This is a genomic window from Streptomyces sp. HP-A2021, assembly GCF_022807935.1.
Taxonomy (GTDB): Bacteria; Actinomycetota; Actinomycetes; order Streptomycetales; family Streptomycetaceae; genus Streptomyces; species Streptomyces afghaniensis.
Genome location: NZ_CP094344.1, coordinates 6,935,130 through 6,953,118 on the forward strand (window position 1 = coordinate 6,935,130; position 17,989 = coordinate 6,953,118).

At 72.1% G+C, this 17,989-nt stretch carries 18 protein-coding genes, 1 other RNA gene and 1 pseudogene; 9 read left to right on the plus strand and 11 right to left on the minus strand.

All coding sequences use genetic code 11. The annotated features are described in order from the left end of the window. Positions 1–50: 50 nt before the first annotated feature. Both MQE23_RS31380 and MQE23_RS31385 read left to right on the plus strand, forming a co-directional pair. Positions 51–1,127: a Zn-dependent alcohol dehydrogenase gene (locus tag MQE23_RS31380; RefSeq protein WP_020275908.1), complete on the plus strand. Its 1,077-nt coding sequence runs from the start codon at positions 51–53 to the stop codon at positions 1,125–1,127. A 10-nt stretch (positions 1,128–1,137) separates the two neighbouring features. Beyond that, entirely contained in the window at positions 1,138–2,079 is a 942-nt protein-coding gene (locus MQE23_RS31385) for a 3-oxoacyl-ACP reductase (RefSeq protein WP_020275907.1), read from the plus strand. Between the two features lie 83 nt (positions 2,080–2,162). Here the strand turns inward: MQE23_RS31385 and MQE23_RS31390 are convergent, their stop codons facing one another. Together MQE23_RS31390 and MQE23_RS31395 are read right to left on the minus strand one after the other, a co-directional pair. Continuing rightward, positions 2,163–2,330 carry a hypothetical protein gene (locus MQE23_RS31390; RefSeq protein ID WP_020275906.1) on the minus strand — a complete coding sequence of 56 codons (168 nt, stop codon included), beginning with the start codon at positions 2,328–2,330 and terminating at the stop codon, positions 2,163–2,165. Beyond that, positions 2,327–3,769, minus strand: a complete 1,443-nt coding sequence (locus MQE23_RS31395) for a hypothetical protein (RefSeq protein ID WP_243380882.1) — start codon at positions 3,767–3,769, stop codon at positions 2,327–2,329. The genes MQE23_RS31390 and MQE23_RS31395 overlap by 4 nt, the downstream gene beginning before the upstream one ends. Before the next feature lie 257 nt (positions 3,770–4,026). Between MQE23_RS31395 and MQE23_RS31400 the strand changes: the two genes are divergently transcribed. Genes MQE23_RS31400 through MQE23_RS31410 form a run of 3 tightly spaced genes read left to right on the plus strand, consistent with a single transcriptional unit; the run spans position 4,027 to position 6,957 of the window. Then, entirely contained in the window at positions 4,027–4,884 is an 858-nt protein-coding gene (locus MQE23_RS31400) for a Nif3-like dinuclear metal center hexameric protein (RefSeq protein WP_020271986.1), read from the plus strand. Then, positions 4,881–5,624 carry a C4-type zinc ribbon domain-containing protein gene (locus MQE23_RS31405; RefSeq protein WP_347710169.1) on the plus strand — a complete coding sequence of 248 codons (744 nt, stop codon included), beginning with the start codon at positions 4,881–4,883 and terminating at the stop codon, positions 5,622–5,624. Before MQE23_RS31400 ends, MQE23_RS31405 begins: the two co-directional genes overlap by 4 nt. A gap of 19 nt (positions 5,625–5,643) precedes the next feature. Next, positions 5,644–6,957 carry a bifunctional RNase H/acid phosphatase gene (locus MQE23_RS31410; RefSeq protein WP_243380884.1) on the plus strand — a complete coding sequence of 438 codons (1,314 nt, stop codon included), beginning with the start codon at positions 5,644–5,646 and terminating at the stop codon, positions 6,955–6,957. On the opposite strand, the gene eda is transcribed toward MQE23_RS31410, so the two are convergent. The 4 genes from eda to MQE23_RS31430 all read right to left on the minus strand — a co-directional run bounded on the left by eda (position 6,932) and on the right by MQE23_RS31430 (position 9,819). After that, the gene (gene eda, locus MQE23_RS31415; protein ID WP_243380885.1) at positions 6,932–7,579 is read right to left on the minus strand and encodes a bifunctional 4-hydroxy-2-oxoglutarate aldolase/2-dehydro-3-deoxy-phosphogluconate aldolase; all 648 of its coding nucleotides are present in this window, start codon (positions 7,577–7,579) and stop codon (positions 6,932–6,934) included. The two genes, MQE23_RS31410 and eda, sit on opposite strands and share 26 nt — an antisense overlap. An 83-nt stretch (positions 7,580–7,662) precedes the next feature. Further along, positions 7,663–8,445, minus strand: coding sequence for a peroxide stress protein YaaA (yaaA, locus tag MQE23_RS31420; RefSeq protein ID WP_020271990.1), 783 nt, complete (start codon positions 8,443–8,445; stop codon positions 7,663–7,665). A gap of 43 nt (positions 8,446–8,488) precedes the next feature. After that, positions 8,489–9,067, minus strand: a complete 579-nt coding sequence (locus MQE23_RS31425) for a hypothetical protein (protein ID WP_020271991.1) — start codon at positions 9,065–9,067, stop codon at positions 8,489–8,491. Further along, the gene (locus MQE23_RS31430) at positions 9,064–9,819 is read right to left on the minus strand and encodes a MerR family transcriptional regulator (RefSeq protein WP_243380886.1); all 756 of its coding nucleotides are present in this window, start codon (positions 9,817–9,819) and stop codon (positions 9,064–9,066) included. The genes MQE23_RS31425 and MQE23_RS31430 overlap by 4 nt, the downstream gene beginning before the upstream one ends. A 187-nt stretch (positions 9,820–10,006) precedes the next feature. Between MQE23_RS31430 and MQE23_RS31435 the strand changes: the two are divergent. Both MQE23_RS31435 and MQE23_RS31440 read left to right on the plus strand, forming a co-directional pair. Continuing rightward, positions 10,007–10,164: pseudogene (locus MQE23_RS31435) on the plus strand (Uma2 family endonuclease); the annotation flags it as partial. 29 nt (positions 10,165–10,193) lie between these two features. Next, a complete protein-coding gene (locus tag MQE23_RS31440) occupies positions 10,194–11,033 on the plus strand; it encodes an AraC family transcriptional regulator (protein WP_020271994.1) in 840 nt (279 codons plus the stop codon). A 75-nt stretch (positions 11,034–11,108) separates the two neighbouring features. Here the strand turns inward: MQE23_RS31440 and MQE23_RS31445 are convergent, their stop codons facing one another. Continuing rightward, the gene (locus tag MQE23_RS31445) at positions 11,109–11,378 is read right to left on the minus strand and encodes a hypothetical protein (RefSeq protein ID WP_243380887.1); all 270 of its coding nucleotides are present in this window, start codon (positions 11,376–11,378) and stop codon (positions 11,109–11,111) included. A gap of 569 nt (positions 11,379–11,947) precedes the next feature. Here MQE23_RS31445 and rnpB point away from each other — a divergent pair. Then, an RNA gene (rnpB, locus tag MQE23_RS31450) (RNase P RNA component class A) lies at positions 11,948–12,353 on the plus strand. Positions 12,354–12,379: 26 nt separating this feature from the next. On the opposite strand, the gene MQE23_RS31455 is transcribed toward rnpB, so the two are convergent. The 4 genes from MQE23_RS31455 to MQE23_RS31470 all read right to left on the minus strand — a co-directional run bounded on the left by MQE23_RS31455 (position 12,380) and on the right by MQE23_RS31470 (position 16,865). Then, positions 12,380–13,750: an acyl-CoA reductase gene (locus tag MQE23_RS31455; RefSeq protein WP_020271997.1), complete on the minus strand. Its 1,371-nt coding sequence runs from the start codon at positions 13,748–13,750 to the stop codon at positions 12,380–12,382. Further along, complete coding sequence (locus MQE23_RS31460; protein WP_243380888.1) at positions 13,747–14,955, minus strand: acyl-protein synthase; 1,209 nt, start codon at positions 14,953–14,955, stop codon at positions 13,747–13,749. Before MQE23_RS31460 ends, MQE23_RS31455 begins: the two co-directional genes overlap by 4 nt. Positions 14,956–15,103: 148 nt before the next feature. Then, entirely contained in the window at positions 15,104–16,459 is a 1,356-nt protein-coding gene (locus tag MQE23_RS31465) for a helix-turn-helix domain-containing protein (protein ID WP_243380889.1), read from the minus strand. A gap of 46 nt (positions 16,460–16,505) precedes the next feature. Continuing rightward, the gene (locus tag MQE23_RS31470) at positions 16,506–16,865 is read right to left on the minus strand and encodes a hypothetical protein (RefSeq protein WP_020272000.1); all 360 of its coding nucleotides are present in this window, start codon (positions 16,863–16,865) and stop codon (positions 16,506–16,508) included. 185 nt (positions 16,866–17,050) lie between these two features. Between MQE23_RS31470 and MQE23_RS31475 the strand changes: the two genes are divergently transcribed. Further along, positions 17,051–17,986 carry a LuxR C-terminal-related transcriptional regulator gene (locus tag MQE23_RS31475; protein WP_243380890.1) on the plus strand — a complete coding sequence of 312 codons (936 nt, stop codon included), beginning with the start codon at positions 17,051–17,053 and terminating at the stop codon, positions 17,984–17,986. The last annotated feature ends 3 nt before the right edge of the window (positions 17,987–17,989 follow it).

Consider the following 17,989-nt stretch of genomic DNA (forward strand, 5'->3'; position numbering starts at 1 on the left):
CCGGAACGCCGTACGAGAAGTCCAGAACGCCGTACGAGGGGAGCCGCACCATGCGCGCAGCCGTACTGCACGAGATCGGCCAGGACAAGCTGGAGGTCCTCGACGACGTCGAGGCGGTGGGGTTCGGACCCGGCAAGGTGCGGATCCGGGTGCGCGCCGCCGGGCTGTGCCACTCGGACCTGTCCGCGATGAGCGGGGTGCTGCCGCAGCCCGGGCCGTTCGTGCCCGGGCACGAGGGGGCGGGCGAGATCCTCGAAGTCGGCGAAGGGGTCGGCCACTTGAGGGCCGGTGACCGGGTCGTCGTGTGCTGGCTGCCCGCCTGCGGCGTCTGCCCCGCCTGCAAGCGCGGACAGACCGAGCTGTGCCTCGCCGGGTTCATGAACGCGGGCACCCCCAACTTCAGGCGGCCCGGCGGGGACGTCTTCGGCATGGCCGGCACCGGCACCTTCACCGAGGAGGTCGTCGTCGACGCCGGGTGCGCGGTCCCGATACCCGACGACGTGCCCTTCGACATCGCCGCCCTCATCGGCTGCGGGGTGACGACCGGGCTGGGTGCCGCGCTCAACACGGCGGACGTGGAGGCCGGTTCGTCGGTGGCGGTCATCGGGTGCGGGGGCGTGGGCATCTCCGTGATCCAGGGGGCGCGGCTGCGCGGGGCCGCCGAGATCGTCGCCGTCGATCCGGTCGTGACGCGACGCGAGGCAGCCCTGCGGTTCGGGGCCACGAAGGCCGTCTCGCCCGAGGAACTGCCCGACGCCAAGCAGCAGGTCACCGCCGGTGAGGGCTTCGACTACGTCTTCGAGGTCGTCGGCAAGTCGGCCACCGCACGCGCCGCCTACGAGAACACCCGGCGCGGCGGCACCCTCGTCGTGGTCGGCGCCGGCGCCATGGACGACTTCCTCCAGCTGAACATGTTCGAGCTGTTCTTCGACGAGAAGCGGATCCTGCCGTCCATGTACGGCGGCGGGGACATCCTGCGCTCCTACGAACGCACCATCGCCCTGTGGCGCGCGGGCCGCGTCGACCTGGCGGGCCTGATCACCCACCGGGTCCCCTTCGCCGACATCAACGAGGCCCTGGACCAGATGCGGACCGGGACCGCCCTGCGCACGTGCATCGAGATGTGAGGACACCGCCATGCCGCTGCCGCTGAAGGGACTGTCCGCGATCGTCACGGGCGCGGGCCGCGGGCTCGGCCGGGCCGAGGCGCTGGAACTCGCCCGGCTCGGCGCCGCCGTGATCGTCAACGACTACGGGCAGCCCGGCCGCGACGGCACCGGCGAGGCCTCCGCCGGGCCCGCCGAGGAGGTCGCCGCCGAGATCCGCGCGGCGGGCGGGACCGCGCTCGCGCACACTGGCGACGTCGCCGACTTCCGGCAGGCGCGCGAACTGGTCGAGTCGGCCGTCGCCGAGTTCGGCAAGCTCGACATCCTGGTCAACAACGCGGGCATCCTGCGCGACCGCATGGTGTTCTCGATGGCCGAGGAGGAGTGGGACGCCGTGCTCCGCGTGCACCTCAAGGGGCACTTCAACACCATCCGGTTCGCCGCCGCCCACTGGCGGGAGCGGTCCAAGCGGGCGGGGGAGCCGGTGTTCGGGCGGATCGTGAACACCTCCTCGGAGGCGTTCCTCGCCGGTTCCGCCGGGCAGCCCAACTATGCGGCCGCCAAGGGCGGGATCGTCGGACTGACCACGTCCACGGCCCTCGCCCTCGGCAAGTACGGCGTCACGGCCAACGCGATCTGCCCGCGCGCCCGCACCCGGATGACCGAGGACGTCTTCGCGGGCGTCGAGCAGCCCTCCGGGAACGGCCTCGATCCGCTCGCCCCCGAACACGTCGCCCCGCTCGTCGGCTATCTGGCCTCGCCCGCGGCCGCCCATGTGAACGGACAGCTCCTCGTGGTGCACGGCGGCATGGTGGCCGTCGTCGAACGGCCGCGCGTCGCCGCCCGGTTCGACAGCAAGCAGGACACCTTCACGTACGAGGAGCTGGAGGCCGTCCTCGGTCCGTACTACGCGGACCGGCCGACGGGGGAGACGTTCGCGGCGGCGGAGGTGCTGGGGCTGAAACGCGGCTGAAGAACGGGAACGGCCCCACCCGTCACACGGGTGGGGCCGTTCGCCGTACGGGCAGTACGGTCGGTACGGGCACTGACGTTCCGTCAGGCCGCCGTCTCGGTCCGCTCGGTCTCCGTCACCGGCTTGCGGTGGCGGCCGCGCGGAGCCGTCTCGCTGTCCTTCGTGGAGATCTCGCCACGGTGCCGGCCGTGGCCGGCGGCGATCTCCTGGACGTCGGAAGTGCGCAGCTGGTTCGTGCTGGCGTCGCTCATCGGATGGAATTCACCCCGTCAACATGATCTTTCAAACAGCCGGGCGAGTTTAACCGGCCCCCCGCACCCCGGATCCAGGCGGCCACGCCAACCGGCACTAGTTCGTTACAAGCCGTCCCAATGGCGCCTGCTGCAGCGGGACCGGGCGGGGGGCGGAGGGTGTCGGGGAGGGGCGGGATCGGCTGGTGGGGCGGGTTGCGGGGGTGTGGGGGATGCGGGGTGTGTGTGGGCTGTGCCGGTTCCGGGGCGTGCCCCGATGTGTGGGGCGCCGGTGTGTGGGGCGCCTGTTCCGGAGGGTGTCCCGTTGCGGCGGTCGCGTCGGCGGCTCGCGCGTCCGGCATCTGTCCCGGCCCCGGCCCCGCATCCGGATGCGGATGTGGATGCGGCGGCGTGGCACCGGGCTCGGGCGGCGCCACGGCCGCGGGCGGGCTCACCAGTGCCACGCCGCACGGCACGGCCTCCGTCGCGTACGGCAGCCGCAGCACCCCGTCCGGCGTCCACGTCCCGGCGCCCGCCAGCCACCCCTCGGGCGCCGGGAGATGGTGCACCCGCCGCTCGGCCGGCCGCCACACGCCGACCCAGCTGCCGCCTGGCCCGTCGACGCGCAGTGCCACCGCGCAGCTCTCCGGCGTCAGCATCTGCCCCGGCTGGATGGCGAACGGCGTGACGGTGCAGTCCGGCAGCCGCAGGCACTCCGGGAAGCGCACCGGCAGTGTGCTGCCCAGGACCCCCCAGCCCAGCCGGTCCTGCCCCGGCGAGGGCGCGTCCGAGCGGATGAGCAGCAGCCCGCTGTCGTGGTCGGCGAGCAGCAGCCGGTCGTCGCTGTCGGCGGCGATCTGGAGCAGCGGCGACACCTCCCCACCGCCCTCCAGGTCCACCACGACGGCCTTGGTGCGCCCGCCGGTCTCGCGGTCCAGGGCCAGCAGTCGTCCCGTTCGGTCCAGCCAGACCCCGCCCGAGCAGCGGCCGGGCAACTCGGCCAGCCGCTCGGGCCCGAACGCACCGCCCGCCACCAGCCACACCGTCGTCGAACGCGGGCCGACGGACAGGGCGTACGCCCGCTCGCCGCCGGGGGCGGGCGGCAGCAGTCGCAGCCGGGCCGTGTCGTGCGGGCACTCGACCACACCCAGGGGCAGCTCGCCGGTGCCCGGCCCGGTCGGGTACAGCAGCGAGAAGGCGTGCCGCCCGGCCACCAGACGGTGGATGAGGACCCGCCCGTCGCCCATCGGCTGCACCTCGGTGCCGGGTTCCTCCGGCTGGTTGCGGGGCAGGGGTACCGCGTACGGCTCGGGGCCGTCCAGGGTCCAGCGCTCCGGGAACCAGGAGTCGCCGGCCGACGCGAGGCGCGCGGCGTAGGCACCGTCCGCGGTGAGTGTGCATCCTGCCGGCGCGGCCTCGTCCTCGTGTCCCGCCGAAGGTTCGATCGCACACGCTGTCATCGTTCGGTCACCTCCAGTGACGAACGTAGTTTTCGTGTGCACGGCCGGGGAATCCGCAGGTACCCGACTTCACACATAAGGGTGTTCCAGGAACGATTCGCCTGAGGATGTGGGGGTTTCTGTGCTGGGCGGGCCGACAGCGGGCCGACGGGGCATGGAGCGGTGGCAGTGGCGGTGGGAGCGGCGGTGGCCCAGCAGGGCGGTGGCGGTGACGGTGGCGGTTCAACGCCACAGATCAGACGGGTAGCCTTGCACCCGTGCCCCGTCTGTCTGAAGTCATCGCCGAGCTGGAGAGCCTGTGGCCCGCCGAGCGGGCCGAGTCCTGGGACGCGGTCGGCACCGTCGTGGGCGACCCGGACCAGGAGGTCACGCGCGTCCTGTTCGCCGTCGACCCGGTCCAGGAGATCGTCGACGAGGCCGTGAAGCTGGGCGCCGACCTGCTCGTCACCCACCATCCGCTCTATCTGCGCGGCACGACGACGGTCGCGGCGTCGCACTTCAAGGGCCGTGTCGTCCACACCCTCATCAAGAACGACATCGCGCTGCACGTCGCCCACACCAACGCCGACACCGCCGACCCCGGCGTCTCCGACGCCCTCGCGGGCGCCCTGGACCTCAGGGTCACCGGCCCGCTCGTACCGGACCCCGCCGACCCCGAAGGCCGCCGCGGCCTGGGCCGCGTCTGCGCCCTGGACCACCCGCTGACCGTCCGCGAGTTCGCCGCCCGCGCAGCGGAGCGGCTGCCCGCCACCGCGCAGGGCATCCGGGTCGCCGGCGACCCCGAGGCGGTGCTGCGTACCGTCGCCGTCAGCGGCGGCTCCGGCGACAGCCTCTTCGACCACGTACGCGCGGCGGGTGTTGACGCCTTCCTCACCGCCGATCTGCGCCACCACCCCGTCTCCGAGGCCCGCGCCCACAGCCCCCTCGCGCTGCTCGACGCGGCGCACTGGGCCACCGAGTGGCCCTGGTGCGAGCTGGCCGCGAGCCAGCTCGACGAGATCTCCGACCGTCACGGATGGGACCTGCGCGTCCACGTCTCGAAGACGGTCACCGACCCCTGGACCGCCCACGCGGCGTCCAGTACTTCCTCTGACCCACTGGGAGCCCCCAACTGAACGCCGCGCCCGCCGACCAGATCCGACTCCTCGACGTCCAGGACCTCGACGTCCGCCTCCAGCAGCTCGCCCACAAGCGGAGGTCGCTGCCCGAGCACGCCGAGATCGAGTCGCTGAACAAGGACCTGACGCAGCTGCGGGACCTCCTCGTGGCCGCGCAGACCGAGGAGAGCGACACCGCCCGCGAGCAGACCAAGGCCGAGCAGGACGTCGACCAGGTCCGCCAGCGTGCCGCCCGCGACCAGCGGCGCCTGGACTCGGGCGCCGTCTCCTCCCCCAAGGACCTGGAGAACCTCCAGCACGAGATCGCCTCGCTCGCCAAGCGGCAGGGCGACCTGGAAGACGTCGTGCTGGAGGTCATGGAGCGCCGGGAGTCCGCGCAGCAGCGGGTCGCCGAGCTGACCGAGCGGGTCGGCTCCGTCCAGTCGAAGATCGACGACGCGACCGCGCGCCGTGACGCCGCCTTCGAGGAGATCGACGGCGAGATCGCCACGGTCACCAAGGAGCGCGAGGTCATCGCCGGTTCGATCCCCGCCGACCTGCTCAAGCTCTACGACAAGCTGCGCGAGCAGCAGGGCGGCATCGGTGCGGCGAAGCTGTACGCGCGCAGCTGCCAGGGCTGCCGGCAGGAGCTCGCCATCACGGAGCTGAGCGAGATCCGCAGCGCCGCGCCCGACACGGTGATCCGCTGCGAGAACTGCCGCCGCATCCTGGTGCGCACGTCCGAGTCCGGTATCTAGGCCGCGGGGAGCCCTTCCGGTGCGGGAGTTCATCGTCGAGGCCGACGGCGGGTCGCGGGGCAACCCGGGGCCCGCGGGCTACGGGGCCGTGGTGAGCGACGCGGCGACGGGGGAGACGCTGCGGGAGGCCGCCGAGTACCTCGGCGTCGCCACGAACAACGTCGCCGAGTACCGCGGCCTCCTCGCCGGTCTGCGCGCCGCCCACGAACTGGACCCGGCCGCGACGGTCCACGTCCGGATGGACTCCAAGCTCGTGGTCGAGCAGATGTCGGGCCGCTGGAAGATCAAGCACCCCGACATGAAGCCACTGGCCGCCGACGCGGCCCGGATCTTCCCGCCCGGGCGCGTGACGTACGAGTGGATTCCGCGCGAGCGCAACAAGCACGCGGACCGGCTGGCCAACGAGGCGATGGACGCCGGGGCCAGGGGGGAGCAGTGGTCGGCGTCGACGTCGACGGCGGACCTGGACACGCCCGCCGCGACCGTCGCCCCGCCTGATCCGCCGGGCGACGCGACGGCAGGCGCCGCGAGGGCCCGTGAAGCGCTGGCGGCCGGCAGGACTCCGGAGTCCGGGTCTTCTTCGCCCGCACCTTCTTCCGCCCCCGGGACGACGGAGCAGTCGGACGCCGGCGTCAGTGCGGCCAAGGCGGATGCCGATGCCCGGGCCGCCAAGGCCGTCGCCTCGCCCGGCTGGGCTCCCGCGGACATGGGCGCCCCCGCCACCTTCGTGCTGCTGCGGCACGGGGAGACGCCGTTGACGCCGCAGAAGCGGTTCTCCGGCAGTGGGGGCACCGACCCCGCCCTCTCCGACATCGGCAGGGACCAGGCCGAGCGCGCCGCCGCCCTGCTCGCCCGGCGGGGCACGATCCAGGCGATCGTGTCGTCGCCGCTCGCCCGCACCCGGGAGACCGCCGGGATCGTCGCCGCCCGGCTCGGCCTGGACGTCGGCGTCGACGACGGGCTGCGCGAGACGGACTTCGGGGCCTGGGAGGGCCTCACCTTCGCCGAGGTACGCGAACGCCACCCCGACGACCTGAACTCCTGGCTGGCCTCCCCGGACGCCGAACCCACCGGCGGCGGCGAGAGCTTCGCGGCGACCGCCACCCGGATCGCCGCCACCCGCGACAAGCTGGTCGCGGCATACGCGGGCCGCACGGTCCTGCTCGTCACGCACGTGACCCCGATCAAGACGCTCGTCCGGCTCGCCCTCGGCGCCCCGCCGGAGTCCCTGTTCCGGATGGAACTGTCGGCCGCGTCCCTGTCGGTCGTCGCGTACTACGCGGACGGCAACGCCAGCGTCCGGCTCCTCAACGACACGTCCCACCTGCGCTGAGCGCCGCCGCCTCGCGGGCCAGCGCCTCGACCCGGCCCCAGTCGCGCGCCGCGACCGCGTCCCGCGGCAGCATCCAGCTTCCGCCCACGCAGGCGACGTTGGGCAGGGCCAGATAGTCCGGGGCGGAGGCCGGGCCGATCCCGCCCGTGGGGCAGAACCGGGCCTGGGGGAGCGGCCCCGCCAGCGACTTCAGATACGCCGTACCGCCCGCGGCCTCGGCCGGGAAGAACTTCATCTCCCGCACCCCGCGCTCCAGCAGCGCCACGACCTCCGAGGTGGTCGACACCCCCGGCAGGAACGGCACGCCGGAGGCACTCATGGCCTCCAGCAGTACGTCGGTCCAGCCGGGACTGACCAGGAAGCGGGCGCCCGCGGCCACCGTGTCCGCGACCTGCCCGGGGCTGATCACCGTCCCGGCACCCACCACCGCCTCCGGAACCTGCCCGGCGATCTCCCGGATCGCCTCCACAGCCGCCGACGTCCGCAGCGTCACCTCGATCGCGGGCAGCCCACCGGCGACCAGCGCCCGCGCCAGCGGTACGGCTTCACCGGCATCCTCGATGACGACGACGGGGACGACGGGCGCGAGGTCCAGCACGGAGGCGGGCAGGGGAGAGGCCATGGCCGTATCCTGCCGTCGACTCAACAGCATGCGCAAAGGCCATTGCGTATGCTGCAACGCGTCACTTGATGCCGTGATGATGCTCAGTGGACCTCGGTCACCAGCACGTCCAGCGACCACGCCTGCCCCGCCTTCGCAGGGGCCTGGGCCTCCACGACGTACCCGAGATCCCGCAGAACCTCCACCAGCTCGGCCGGCCCCTTCGGAGCGGCCCCGGCGGTCAGCAGACTGCGCACCATCCGCCCCTTCGTCGCCTTGTTGAAGTGGCTGACGACCTTCCGCGTCGGCGCGTGCAGCACCCGCACGGACGCCGTCCGCCCGGCGACCTCGCCCTTCGGCTTCCACGCGGCGGCGTACGCGGCCGACCGCAGATCCAACACCAGCCCGTCCCCGGCCACCTCGGGCAGCACCGACGCCATCGGCGTACGCCAGTGCGCGCCCAGCGCACCGAGCCCCGGCAGCTTCACCCCCATCGAGCACCGGTAGGAGGGAATCCGGTCCGTCACCCGGACCGCTCCCCACAGCCCGGAGAAGACCAGCAGCGACCGCGCGGCACGCCGCTTGGCGGAGGCGTCCAGGGACGCCAGGCCGAGGGCGTCGTACAGCACCCCGGTGTAGATCTCCCCGGCCGGCCGTGCCCCCGCCGTGCGCAGCTCCGCGTTCTTCGCGACCTCGCCCCGCAGTCCCTCGCTCAGCCCGAGCACCTCGCGCGCCTTGTCCTCGTCGCCGGCGCACAGCTCGACCAGCTCGGTGAGGACGGCCTCCCGGGCGGCGGCCAGCCCCGGCAGCGACAGTGACTCCGGCTTCAGCGGGGCCCCGCGGCCGGAGGGGGCCTTGCCTTCGGACGGCGGCAGCAGGACAAGCACGCGTACTCCTTCGATCGAACTCCGCCGACAGCGTACGGGGAGCTCAGACGCGGGCCCGGCCGAGGGCGCGTACGAGGCCGTCGGCGTCGTCGGCGTGGAAGCGGACGACCCGTACCTCCCTCCGGCGCCCGAAGAAGGTGAGGTGCGTGACGGGTTCCGTCAGTTCGAGCGTGACGGTGGTCTGGGACCCGACCTCGACGTCGAGCTCACCGTCGGCCCGCTCGTGCGTCATCCGCAGCTCGCGCCGCACCGAGGCGATCCGCTCCAGCGGCACCCGCAGATCCACATGGACGTACCGGCGGATCCGCAGCGAGCCGTCGCCCGGATCCAGCACGTGCGGGCGTACGACGGACGAGGCGTGCAGCGCGACGACGATCACGATGCCGTACACGTCCAGGAAGAGGAACACGGCGTGCACGGTCGGCCAGTCGCGCAGCAGCACGGACATCGCGACGGTCTCGACGAGACACACGAACCCGAACCCGAACATCATCGCGCCCTGCCCACGCGCGTACCCGAAAGCCCGCCCACTCCTCGTCCCCTCGGTACGCCGCACCACCCACAGCGCGAGACTCACCAGCAGCCGCACCTCGTGCCGGACCAGCAGACGCGCGATCCTCATCGCCGCTCCTCGGCGAGGATGCGCAGCGCCCGGCGGATCGCCTCCGCCTGGGCCGGGGCCAGGTCCTCGTAGAAGGCGCGCAGGACACTGTCGTCGTGGTCGAGGTCCCCGATCTCCGGGAACAGGCCCGGCGGAATGCAGTCGGCGAGGGCCCGGGCGGCCCCGGCGACGCGCGGGTCGTCCGGCTCCGCGTCGGCGAGCGCGTCGAGCCGGGCATACACCTCGTCGGCCCGCGCCACGGCATCGGGCCGGCCGAGCACCTCACCCAGCGACGACACGAGCTGCTGCCGGGCCTCGTCGGGCATGGCCGTCTCCAGGAAGGCGATGATCTCGCGGTCCTTGGCGGCCATCGGCGAGTCCGACAGATGCGCGGTCCCCGCGAACAGCGCGGCCAGCTCGGGCGACACCGGCCCCTCGGCGGGCAGCCCGCCCTCCGCCTCCAGCAACGCCCGCAGCCGCCCCCGCCGTTCCCGGATGGCCTCCTCCTGCCGGGCCAGATCCTCGTCCAGCTCGGTCAGCACCTCGACGAGGTCCTTCCCCGCGTCGTCCGCCAGCACGTCCCGCACCTCCGCGAGCCCCAGCCCCAACTCGGTCAGCCGCCGGATCCGCGCCAGTACGACAGCGTGCCGCAGCCCGTACTCCCGATACCCGTTCGCCCGCCGCTCCGGCTCGGGCAACAGCCCCAGATGGTGGTAGTGCCGCACGGCCCGCGTGGTGACACCGACGACGTCGGCGAGTTCTCCGATCCGCATGGGACCAGTAGAGACGTTGACGTTGCGGCAAGGTCAAGGGACCACGATCGAGGGAACGGCCCTCGATCCCGCGGACGGGTCCGTGCCGGTGTCCCAGTCTGGCCGGTGATCGCGGAAGGGAGCGGCATCGCCATGGCGCAGGATCCGTACACGCAGCAGTTGCTGCTGGACTGGTTTGTCGAGCTGGACACTCACCAGGCCGGAGATCGATCGAGTGGTCAAGCGCCGTTGCTACGCCCGTGGCGGTATCCCTTTCTCCTCCGATTCACCACCGTGGCCTTCGGCAGACCGATCACCCTCCCGAACCCCTTCGCCTTCGACCTGGACACCACCGACTTCCTCTGATCCCCTGTGAGACGGGGAGGTAGTACGCGGTGAGCACACGGGGGCGGATACGGGAACAGGCCCGCTGGGCCAGGGCGCGGCTGGGGCGGGAGGGGCCGGCTCTCGATCTGCTCACCGCCCACTTCGATCAGCATGTCTACGCTCCGCACGCCCACAACGAATTCACCATCGGCGTCACCGTCGGCGGGTCGGAGGTCATCGCCTACCGGGGCGGGCTGATCCACTCCTACCCGGGCTCGATCGTCGTCCTGGAGCCGGGCGAGATGCACACCGGCGGTCCGGCCGCCTGCGAGGGGTACGCCTACCAGGCCCTGTACGCCGAGCCGTCCCTCCTCACCGACGGCACGCTCGGCGGCCTCCCGCACTTCCGCGACCCCGTCCTGCACGACCCGGAACTGGCCACCGCCCTGCGCGCCGCCCACACCGACATCAGCGCCTGCCCCGACCCGCTGGAGGCCGAGTCCCGGCTGCCCTGGCTGCTCACGGCCCTGGCCCGCCGGCACTCCACGGCCCGGGCGAGCGAGGACACGGTGCCCGGCGCCGGCCACATCGCCAGGGTCGTACGCGACCGCCTCGCGGACGAGCTGCTGGAACCACCCTCCCTGGCCGACCTCGCCACCGACCTGGGCCTGTCCCGCTACCAGCTGCTGCGCGCCTTCCGCACGACGATGGGCGTACCGCCCTACGCCTGGCTCGCCCAGCACCGCGTCGCCAGGGCCCGCGGCCTCCTGGAAACCGGCTTGCGCCCCGCCGAGGTCGCGAGCCTCGTCGGCTTCGCCGACCAGGCGCACCTCACCCGCTGGTTCCGCCGCGTGCTGGGCGTGACCCCGGCGGCGTACCGCAACAGCGTTCAAGACGCGGCGGGGTGAGGCGGCCGAGACTCGCCGTATGACTGCACGCGGCTGGTTCCTGTTCTCCCTGATGGGAGTGGTCTGGGGTGTCCCCTACCTGATGATCAAGGTGGCGGTGGACGACCTGTCCCCGTCCATGGTGGTGTTCACGCGCTGCGCTCTGGGCGCCGCGCTCCTGCTCCCCTTCGCCCTGCGCCAGGGCGGCCTGACCCGCACGGTCCGCACCCACTGGCGCCCTCTCCTGGCCTTCGCCTGCATCGAGATCATCGGCCCCTGGTGGACGCTGACGGACGCCGAACGCCACCTGTCCAGCTCCACGGCGGGCCTGCTGATCGCCGGCGTCCCCATCGTCGGCGTGGTCATGGCCCGCTTCTTCGGCGACACGGAACGACTCGGCGTACGCCGCGTGGCCGGCCTCGCGCTGGGGCTGGGCGGCGTGGCGGTCCTCACGATCCCGCACCTCACCGGCGGCGACGCCCGCTCCCTGGGCGAGGTCCTGCTGACGGTCCTCGGCTACGCGACGGCCCCCCTGATCGCCGCCCGGCGCCTGAAGGAGGTCCCGTCCCTCCAGCTCACGGCCTTCTGCCTGACCCTGGCCGCACTCGTCTACGCCCCGGCGGCCGCGCTCTCCCGGCCCTCCTCGGTCCCGGCCCCCGAGGTCCTGGCCGCCCTGGCCGGACTGGGAGTGCTGTGCACGGCGATCGCCTTCGTCGCCTTCCTGGAACTGATCAAGGAGGCGGGCCCGACCCGGGCGACAGTGATCACCTACGTCAACCCGGCGGTGGCGGTGGCGGCGGGGGCACTGTTCCTCGACGAGCGTCTGACCCCCGGCATCATCGCGGCCTTCACCCTGATCCTCGCCGGTTCGGTCCTGGCGACCGCCGCCGGTCCGCGGCCCCGCTCACGCCCGGTACCATGGTCGACACGGCAGACGAGCCGGGCGGACGGCCGCGTGGAGTCCCCCTGACGGGGAGCTCCCCGAGGAACGTCCGGGCTCCACAGGGCAGGGTGGTGGCTAACGGCCACCCGGGGTGACCCGCGGGACAGTGCCACAGAAAGCAAACCGCCGAGGGCTCCGGCCCTCGGTAAGGGTGAAACGGTGGTGTAAGAGACCACCAGTGCCTGGGGTGACTCAGGCAGCTAGGTAAACCCCACCCGGAGCAAGGTCAAGAGGGAGCACCTCGGTGCTCCTGCGCGGACGTTCGAGGGCTGCCCGCCCGAGTCCGCGGGTAGACCGCACGAGGCCGGTGGCAACGCCGGCCCTAGATGGATGGCCGTCGCCCGGGGCTCCGCGAGGAACCCCGGGAACAGAACCCGGCGTACAGCCCGACTCGTCTGCCGCTACCCCTGGCTCGCCGTCGCCCTCACGCTGACACACCCTCGTGGAAAGCCGCGGGCATGCTCACCCGGCGGCTGTACCGCTGCAAGGCGAGGTGGCCGTCGTGAGGTTCGCCCGCGTAGGTGTCCAGCATCTGGCCGAGTGGGGTGATGCGGAGAGCCCCGGCTCGGAAGAACTCCCCGGACAGGGCCACGTCGCCGTCCCCCGTCGCGGCGAGGCCGACTGTTTGCAGGTAGCGGCGCATGGGGTGCAGGACGCGCACGATGTCCTCGCGGGGCAGTGGCTTGACCCAGATGGTGCCGAACAGGGGCGAGGCACACAGACCCGGGCGCGTGTCGGCCAGGACGTGCCAGCGTCCGTCCGAGGCGCTGCGGGTGCGCGTCAGCCCCAGGTGCTCTTCGAGTCGGGCGACCTCGACCACGTTGGTGACCTCGGCCTGTTCCGCTGCGGTGGGGGCGATGACGGGAAGCCCCGGGGCCTCGTCGGCGAGAGCCGTGGCGAGTGCGTCGGCGACACCGAAGAGCCGGTCGTGGTCCGTGGTGTCGACGTACAGCACCTGAGGGCTGGTGCAGGTGCGCTGCGCGTTGCGCAGGATGTCGCGCGCCAGGCCCCGAAGGCCGGCGGGTTCGGCCGACGCCGTCCGGTCGAGGTACGCGAAGGAGATCTTCGGGCCCCACGCGACGACACGACAGCCCGAGGGGGCGTGCTGGGCGATCCCGGCGACAGCTTCCTCCGACCCCCATACCGCGACCGCGTCGGCGGATCGGCACAGCCGCCGCAGCCAGTCGGTGTTGCTGGAGGAGAACCGCAGGACGACGAGTCGGTCGCGGATCCGGCCCGTGGGGTCCGCGTCGGCCAGGAGGGCGAGTGCCCGCTGGGTGAAGAGACCGTCGGTCCCGCTCGTCTTGACGATGTTCGTGTTGCCCGCGAGCAGGCCTTCGACGGCGCTCAGCACACCGGCCGTGGCCACGTTGGCGGGTGAGATGTGGACGAGTGTTCCCACGGGTTGCCATACCTCGACCGCCTCGTTCGCGAACGGCGCGGGTACGGGGACGCCGGGGGCCGCACTGCCCAGTTCGGCGGTCAGCTGAGCGGCCAGCGACCGCGGATCGAGGGCCTTCGCGAGCCCGGCCAGGAGAGCGTCCGCGTCCTTTGCAGGCAGGGCCGTGGTGGAGGGATCGGTCAATTCGTCGCGGAGTCCTGCGTATGTGCTGCCCGTGGTGTCGTCGAGTTGGGAGGCCAGGTGGCGGCACGCGGCGAGGACGTCGTCCACGACGAGCGGCTCGCGCAGGCCGGGCAGGATGAGGCCGATGTCGTCGAGCCGGCGCCCCGCGCTCTCCTCGTCGACCCATTCGCCGCGCCAGTAGTAGGGCGTCACATGCTTCAGGAGCGTCATCGTTTCCCCAGGAGTTCGGCCGCGGCAACGGCACAGTTGCGGTTACGGCGTACGCCGGCTCGCCCATGGACGTCGAACCAGGGCGTGTCCACCTCACAGGCCCCCGGAGGGTGAAGCGTCCCCAGGTCGGCCATGAGGATGCTGTGAGCAGGCAGCGCCGTGATGTAGGGCGAGATGAACTGCAGATATCCGGGGTTTCCGTAGGGCAGTGGTTCGAGGGTGCGGACGTCACGAACGACGACGCGGGACCAGACCGGCACGTGGAAGTGGTGGTCGGCGCATTCGATGTACGGCAGGCAGTGCTCGACGGAGCCGTAGCAGTCGCGGATCCGGTCGTCCGGAATGCCCAGTCCGCTCCGGACGGCTTCGCGGAACGCCGGCTTGGTGATGGCCCGGTCGGCGTGCCCCTTCCAGCCGCCACCGGTGAGAACGAGGGACCCTTCCGGGAACCGCAAGGGCGGGACGCCCATCTGGCGCATGCGCTCGACCACCGCGTACACGAAGGCGGGGAAGCCCACGACGCGTACGGGTTCGTCGCGAGCGGCGTAGTCGAGGAGTGCGTCGACAGAGCCCATGGGGTTGAACTCATGGCCGCCGCCCGTGTTGCGCAGCGCGTGCACGGCGGAGGCGACCGGGGCGAAGTCGCAGAGCTCGTTGAGGCCGTGAGCGGCGCCGACCGTGAGGCGGGGATCCGGCTCGTAGCCGCACACCAGGTAGTTCGCGGGGCGATCGGGGTCGATCAGCCCCAGTGCCTTGAGGGTCCAGGCATCCATGCGCTGCGCCGATCCGATGGACCAGGCGTCGAAACCGATTTCCGTGCGCTCACCGCCCGTGCCCGAGGAGGTGAGGCGCAAGGCGACATCCGCGTCGGGCACGGAACCCAGGGCATGGCGCTTGAAGAGATTCACATGGAGGTACGGGAGGGCGTCCAGTTCCCGTGTCCTGCGAGGAACCGGGCTGCCCGCCTTCTCCCAGGCAGCCCGGTAGAGCGGTGACCGCGCCACGTGCCAGGCGTTGATCTCCCGCATCGCGGCGACGAAGAGGGAATCCGTGTCCTCTCCCGGCCGAAAGGGATCGTCCCTGTCGCACAGCTCCTGGACGTGCGGAAGTTCGAAGGGTGCCGGCACGGTGATCGGGCGGAAGTACTTGGCGAGGGTGGGCAGTCGTCGCGCGAGATCGGCGTCTGCGCTGATCGCGGTGGTCATGATGCTGTTTCGCTCCGGAAGTGGGTGGGGATTCGGTTGCCGGGTCCCGTTCTCGTGATGGCTCCGGGCAGGCCAGGCCGGATGATCTCCGATGTGCACCGACGGAGAAGCGGTGGTTCCGAGGCAGGGCGCTTCGAGGGGGCGCTGGTCAGATGTGGGCGATGGCCGGCAGGGCGGCGTGTTGCCGAGCCGCGTGGAGTGTGTGACGGACCAGGTTGAGGACGGAGACCGCTGTGCCGCCGCCCGGAACACGTTCCTCGCGGATCAGGCCGCGCAGCAGCAGGCCGTGCAGGGCCCGGGTGACCTCCTGGGGTGGTCCTCCGAGGCGGCGCTGTACCTCCTCGGTCGGGCAGGGGGCACGGTGGAGGGCCAGGGCGGCCAGCACTCTGGCCGGCGCCGGGCGCAGCGCGGTGATGGCGCTGCCGATCAGCGTGCCGAGATCGAGTCCCCCTCCGGACTCGCCGTCGAAGACGGGCTCCACCAGGTCGAGCGGGCTGTCCAGCGCCACGGAGTGCAGTTGCTCGGGCGAGTACATCGGCAGCCAGCCCGCCGCCAGGTTGAGGGCGAGGGGAATCCCGTCCAGTTGCCGGCAGAGCCCGGTCACCGCTTCGGTGACGGAAGCGGTCTGTTGCAGCGACGGCCGGGCGCAGCTGACGTGGGACAGCATGAGCCGCACTGCGGCCGACGCCGTGCCCTGCCCCGGTTCCGCGCTGGGCGGAGCCAGGGGCAACGGGGCGAGTGGCACGGCGCGGACGCCGAGGACCGGTAGCGGGCTCCGCATGGTGACCAGGACCTGGAGGCCGTCGCAGCCTGCGAGCAGCCGCAGGAGACGCCCCCCGTCGGCGGCGGGGTCGTCGTACCCGTCGATCACCAGAAGGGTGCGGCGGCCGCCGATCAGCCTGGCCAACTCGTCCAGCGGGCCGTTCCCGGTGAGCCGGTCCAGCATCCAGGACGCGAGCAGGCTCTGTGCGCGGTCAGGTCCCGCACCGGGCCCGAACGGGGTCGCCCCGCTGTCGGGTGAGGCCGGGAGCCAGATGACGCGGGCCTCCCGTTCCGCCTCGTAGCGGTGGGCCACCGCCAGCGCGAGCCGGCTCTTGCCCACTCCGGGGAGCCCCACCAGGGACAGCAGACGCTCCTGGCCGACGAGGAGGGCGCGGGCGAGCACGTCGAGTTCTCGTTCCCTGCCGACCAGCGGGTACATCGCCGCCGGAGCGGAGGCCGCGTCCTCCTCGTACATCTGCCGCAGCGTGGTGTCCACGGACGCGTGGCCGGATGCGTGGTCGAGCAGTACCCGGTGGGAGCCGGTGAGGTCGAGGGCGTCGGCCAGGAGCCGGATCGTCTCCCTGCGAGGGCGGTTGGCGCGGCCCAGTTCCAGGTCCCGGATGGCTCGGATGCTGACACCGGAGGCCGCGGCGAGCTGCTCCTGCGTCAGGCCCGCTCGTTTCCGTGCGAGCTGAAGGGTGCTGCCGAAGCGGGTGGGCTCGGCGCCGGGGTCCGAATGCATGAGCCTCACCTTCTGCCGCTCCGGCCGCGGTCTGCTGGGACGTACGTCATGCGGCGCCGCCAGGCGTCGGGACACCCTTCTCCATGGCGCCCGCACCCGGGGCGTTCCAGCCGAAGTCGCGCGGCTGACCGTTCCAGCCGATGTCCTTCCCCACGACCCGCTCCGCTGCCGGGTTCGAGGGGAGATTGCGCTTGGGACCGTCCCAGCCGATGTCCATCGCCAGGACGCGCTCAGCGGGGGAGTTCCAGCCGAAGTCATGGGGCCCGTGGGCGCCCGTGAGCAGGGCGCCGGCCCCCACGAGCAGTGCGCCGGTCAGGGTGACGGCGGCTACGGTCCGCCGCGCTCTGTGCAGCGCCTTGCCGGCGCCGTGCTCTTCGTCGATACCCGTCGCAGAAATCTTGATCATGGCGTTTTTCCCCCGCTTATGGCGCGTTATCTCGGTCACCTGGAGGCTAGGGTTCGACTGAGTAGGAACTCCACGGTACGGGGGGGACAGTTTTTTGCATCGCAGAGATCTGAGGGGGGCATATGGGGCCAGATAACCGCGAAACTTTACCGGAACTGTCGGAAGCAGCACTGGCCGCCTACGAAATGGCCCTTCGCGAAACGGCCTTGGCCCCCGACACCGATGTGCCGGGGGTTGACGACCTCGCCCGGATCGGCTTGCTGGAGCTGTCGCCCGACGACGCGTCCCTACGGCCGGTCGATCCGAGACTGGTGGAGGCCCGGCTCGCGGCCCAGTGGCGCACCGCGGCATGGGAGTTGGAGTTGCGGGCCTCGGAGGTCGAGCACAGGCTCGCACCGGCGCTCCGGATCTTCATGGCCCAGGCCCCGCCAGAACGCGCGACACCCGCTGTCGAGTACCTCCACGGCATGACGACGATCCGGGACTACATCACCCGGGTCACCGACGAGGCCACGGAGGAGATCCTCACCGCGCAGCCGGGCGGCGGGCGCCCGGCCACGGTGCTCAACGCCGTGCTGCCGCTCACCCTGGAGCACCTGCGCCGCGGGGTGCGCATGCGGACGCTGTATCAGCACCCGGCACGGTTCAACACGGCCACGAAGGCTTACGTCGAGGCCGTGACGGAGGGCGGTGGGGAGGTCCGCACCCTGGACGAGTTCTTCGACCGGCTCATCGTCATCGACCGTTCGCGGGCCATCGTGCCGACGGACGAGGACCGCACCACAGCGGTGGTCATCCACGACAGGGCTCTGGTGCGATTCCTGACGGACGTGTTCGACCGGAACTGGCAGCGCGCGACGCCCTTCGACCCCACGCACGCCTCACACGCCTCCACCGAGGTCATGCCGGACATTCACAGCATGATCAAGCGCCTCCTCGTCGAGGGTCTGACCGACTCCGTCATCGCCCGGCGGATCGGTGTCAGCGAGCGCACGTACCACAGCCACCTGGCACGGATCCGGGAGAGCATGGGGGCACAGAGCCGTCTGCAGTTGGGTTACCTGCTCGCCAGGGAGGAGCTGAACCAGGAGGAGACAGCTCCTCCCGAGCAGGGCGACTGAACG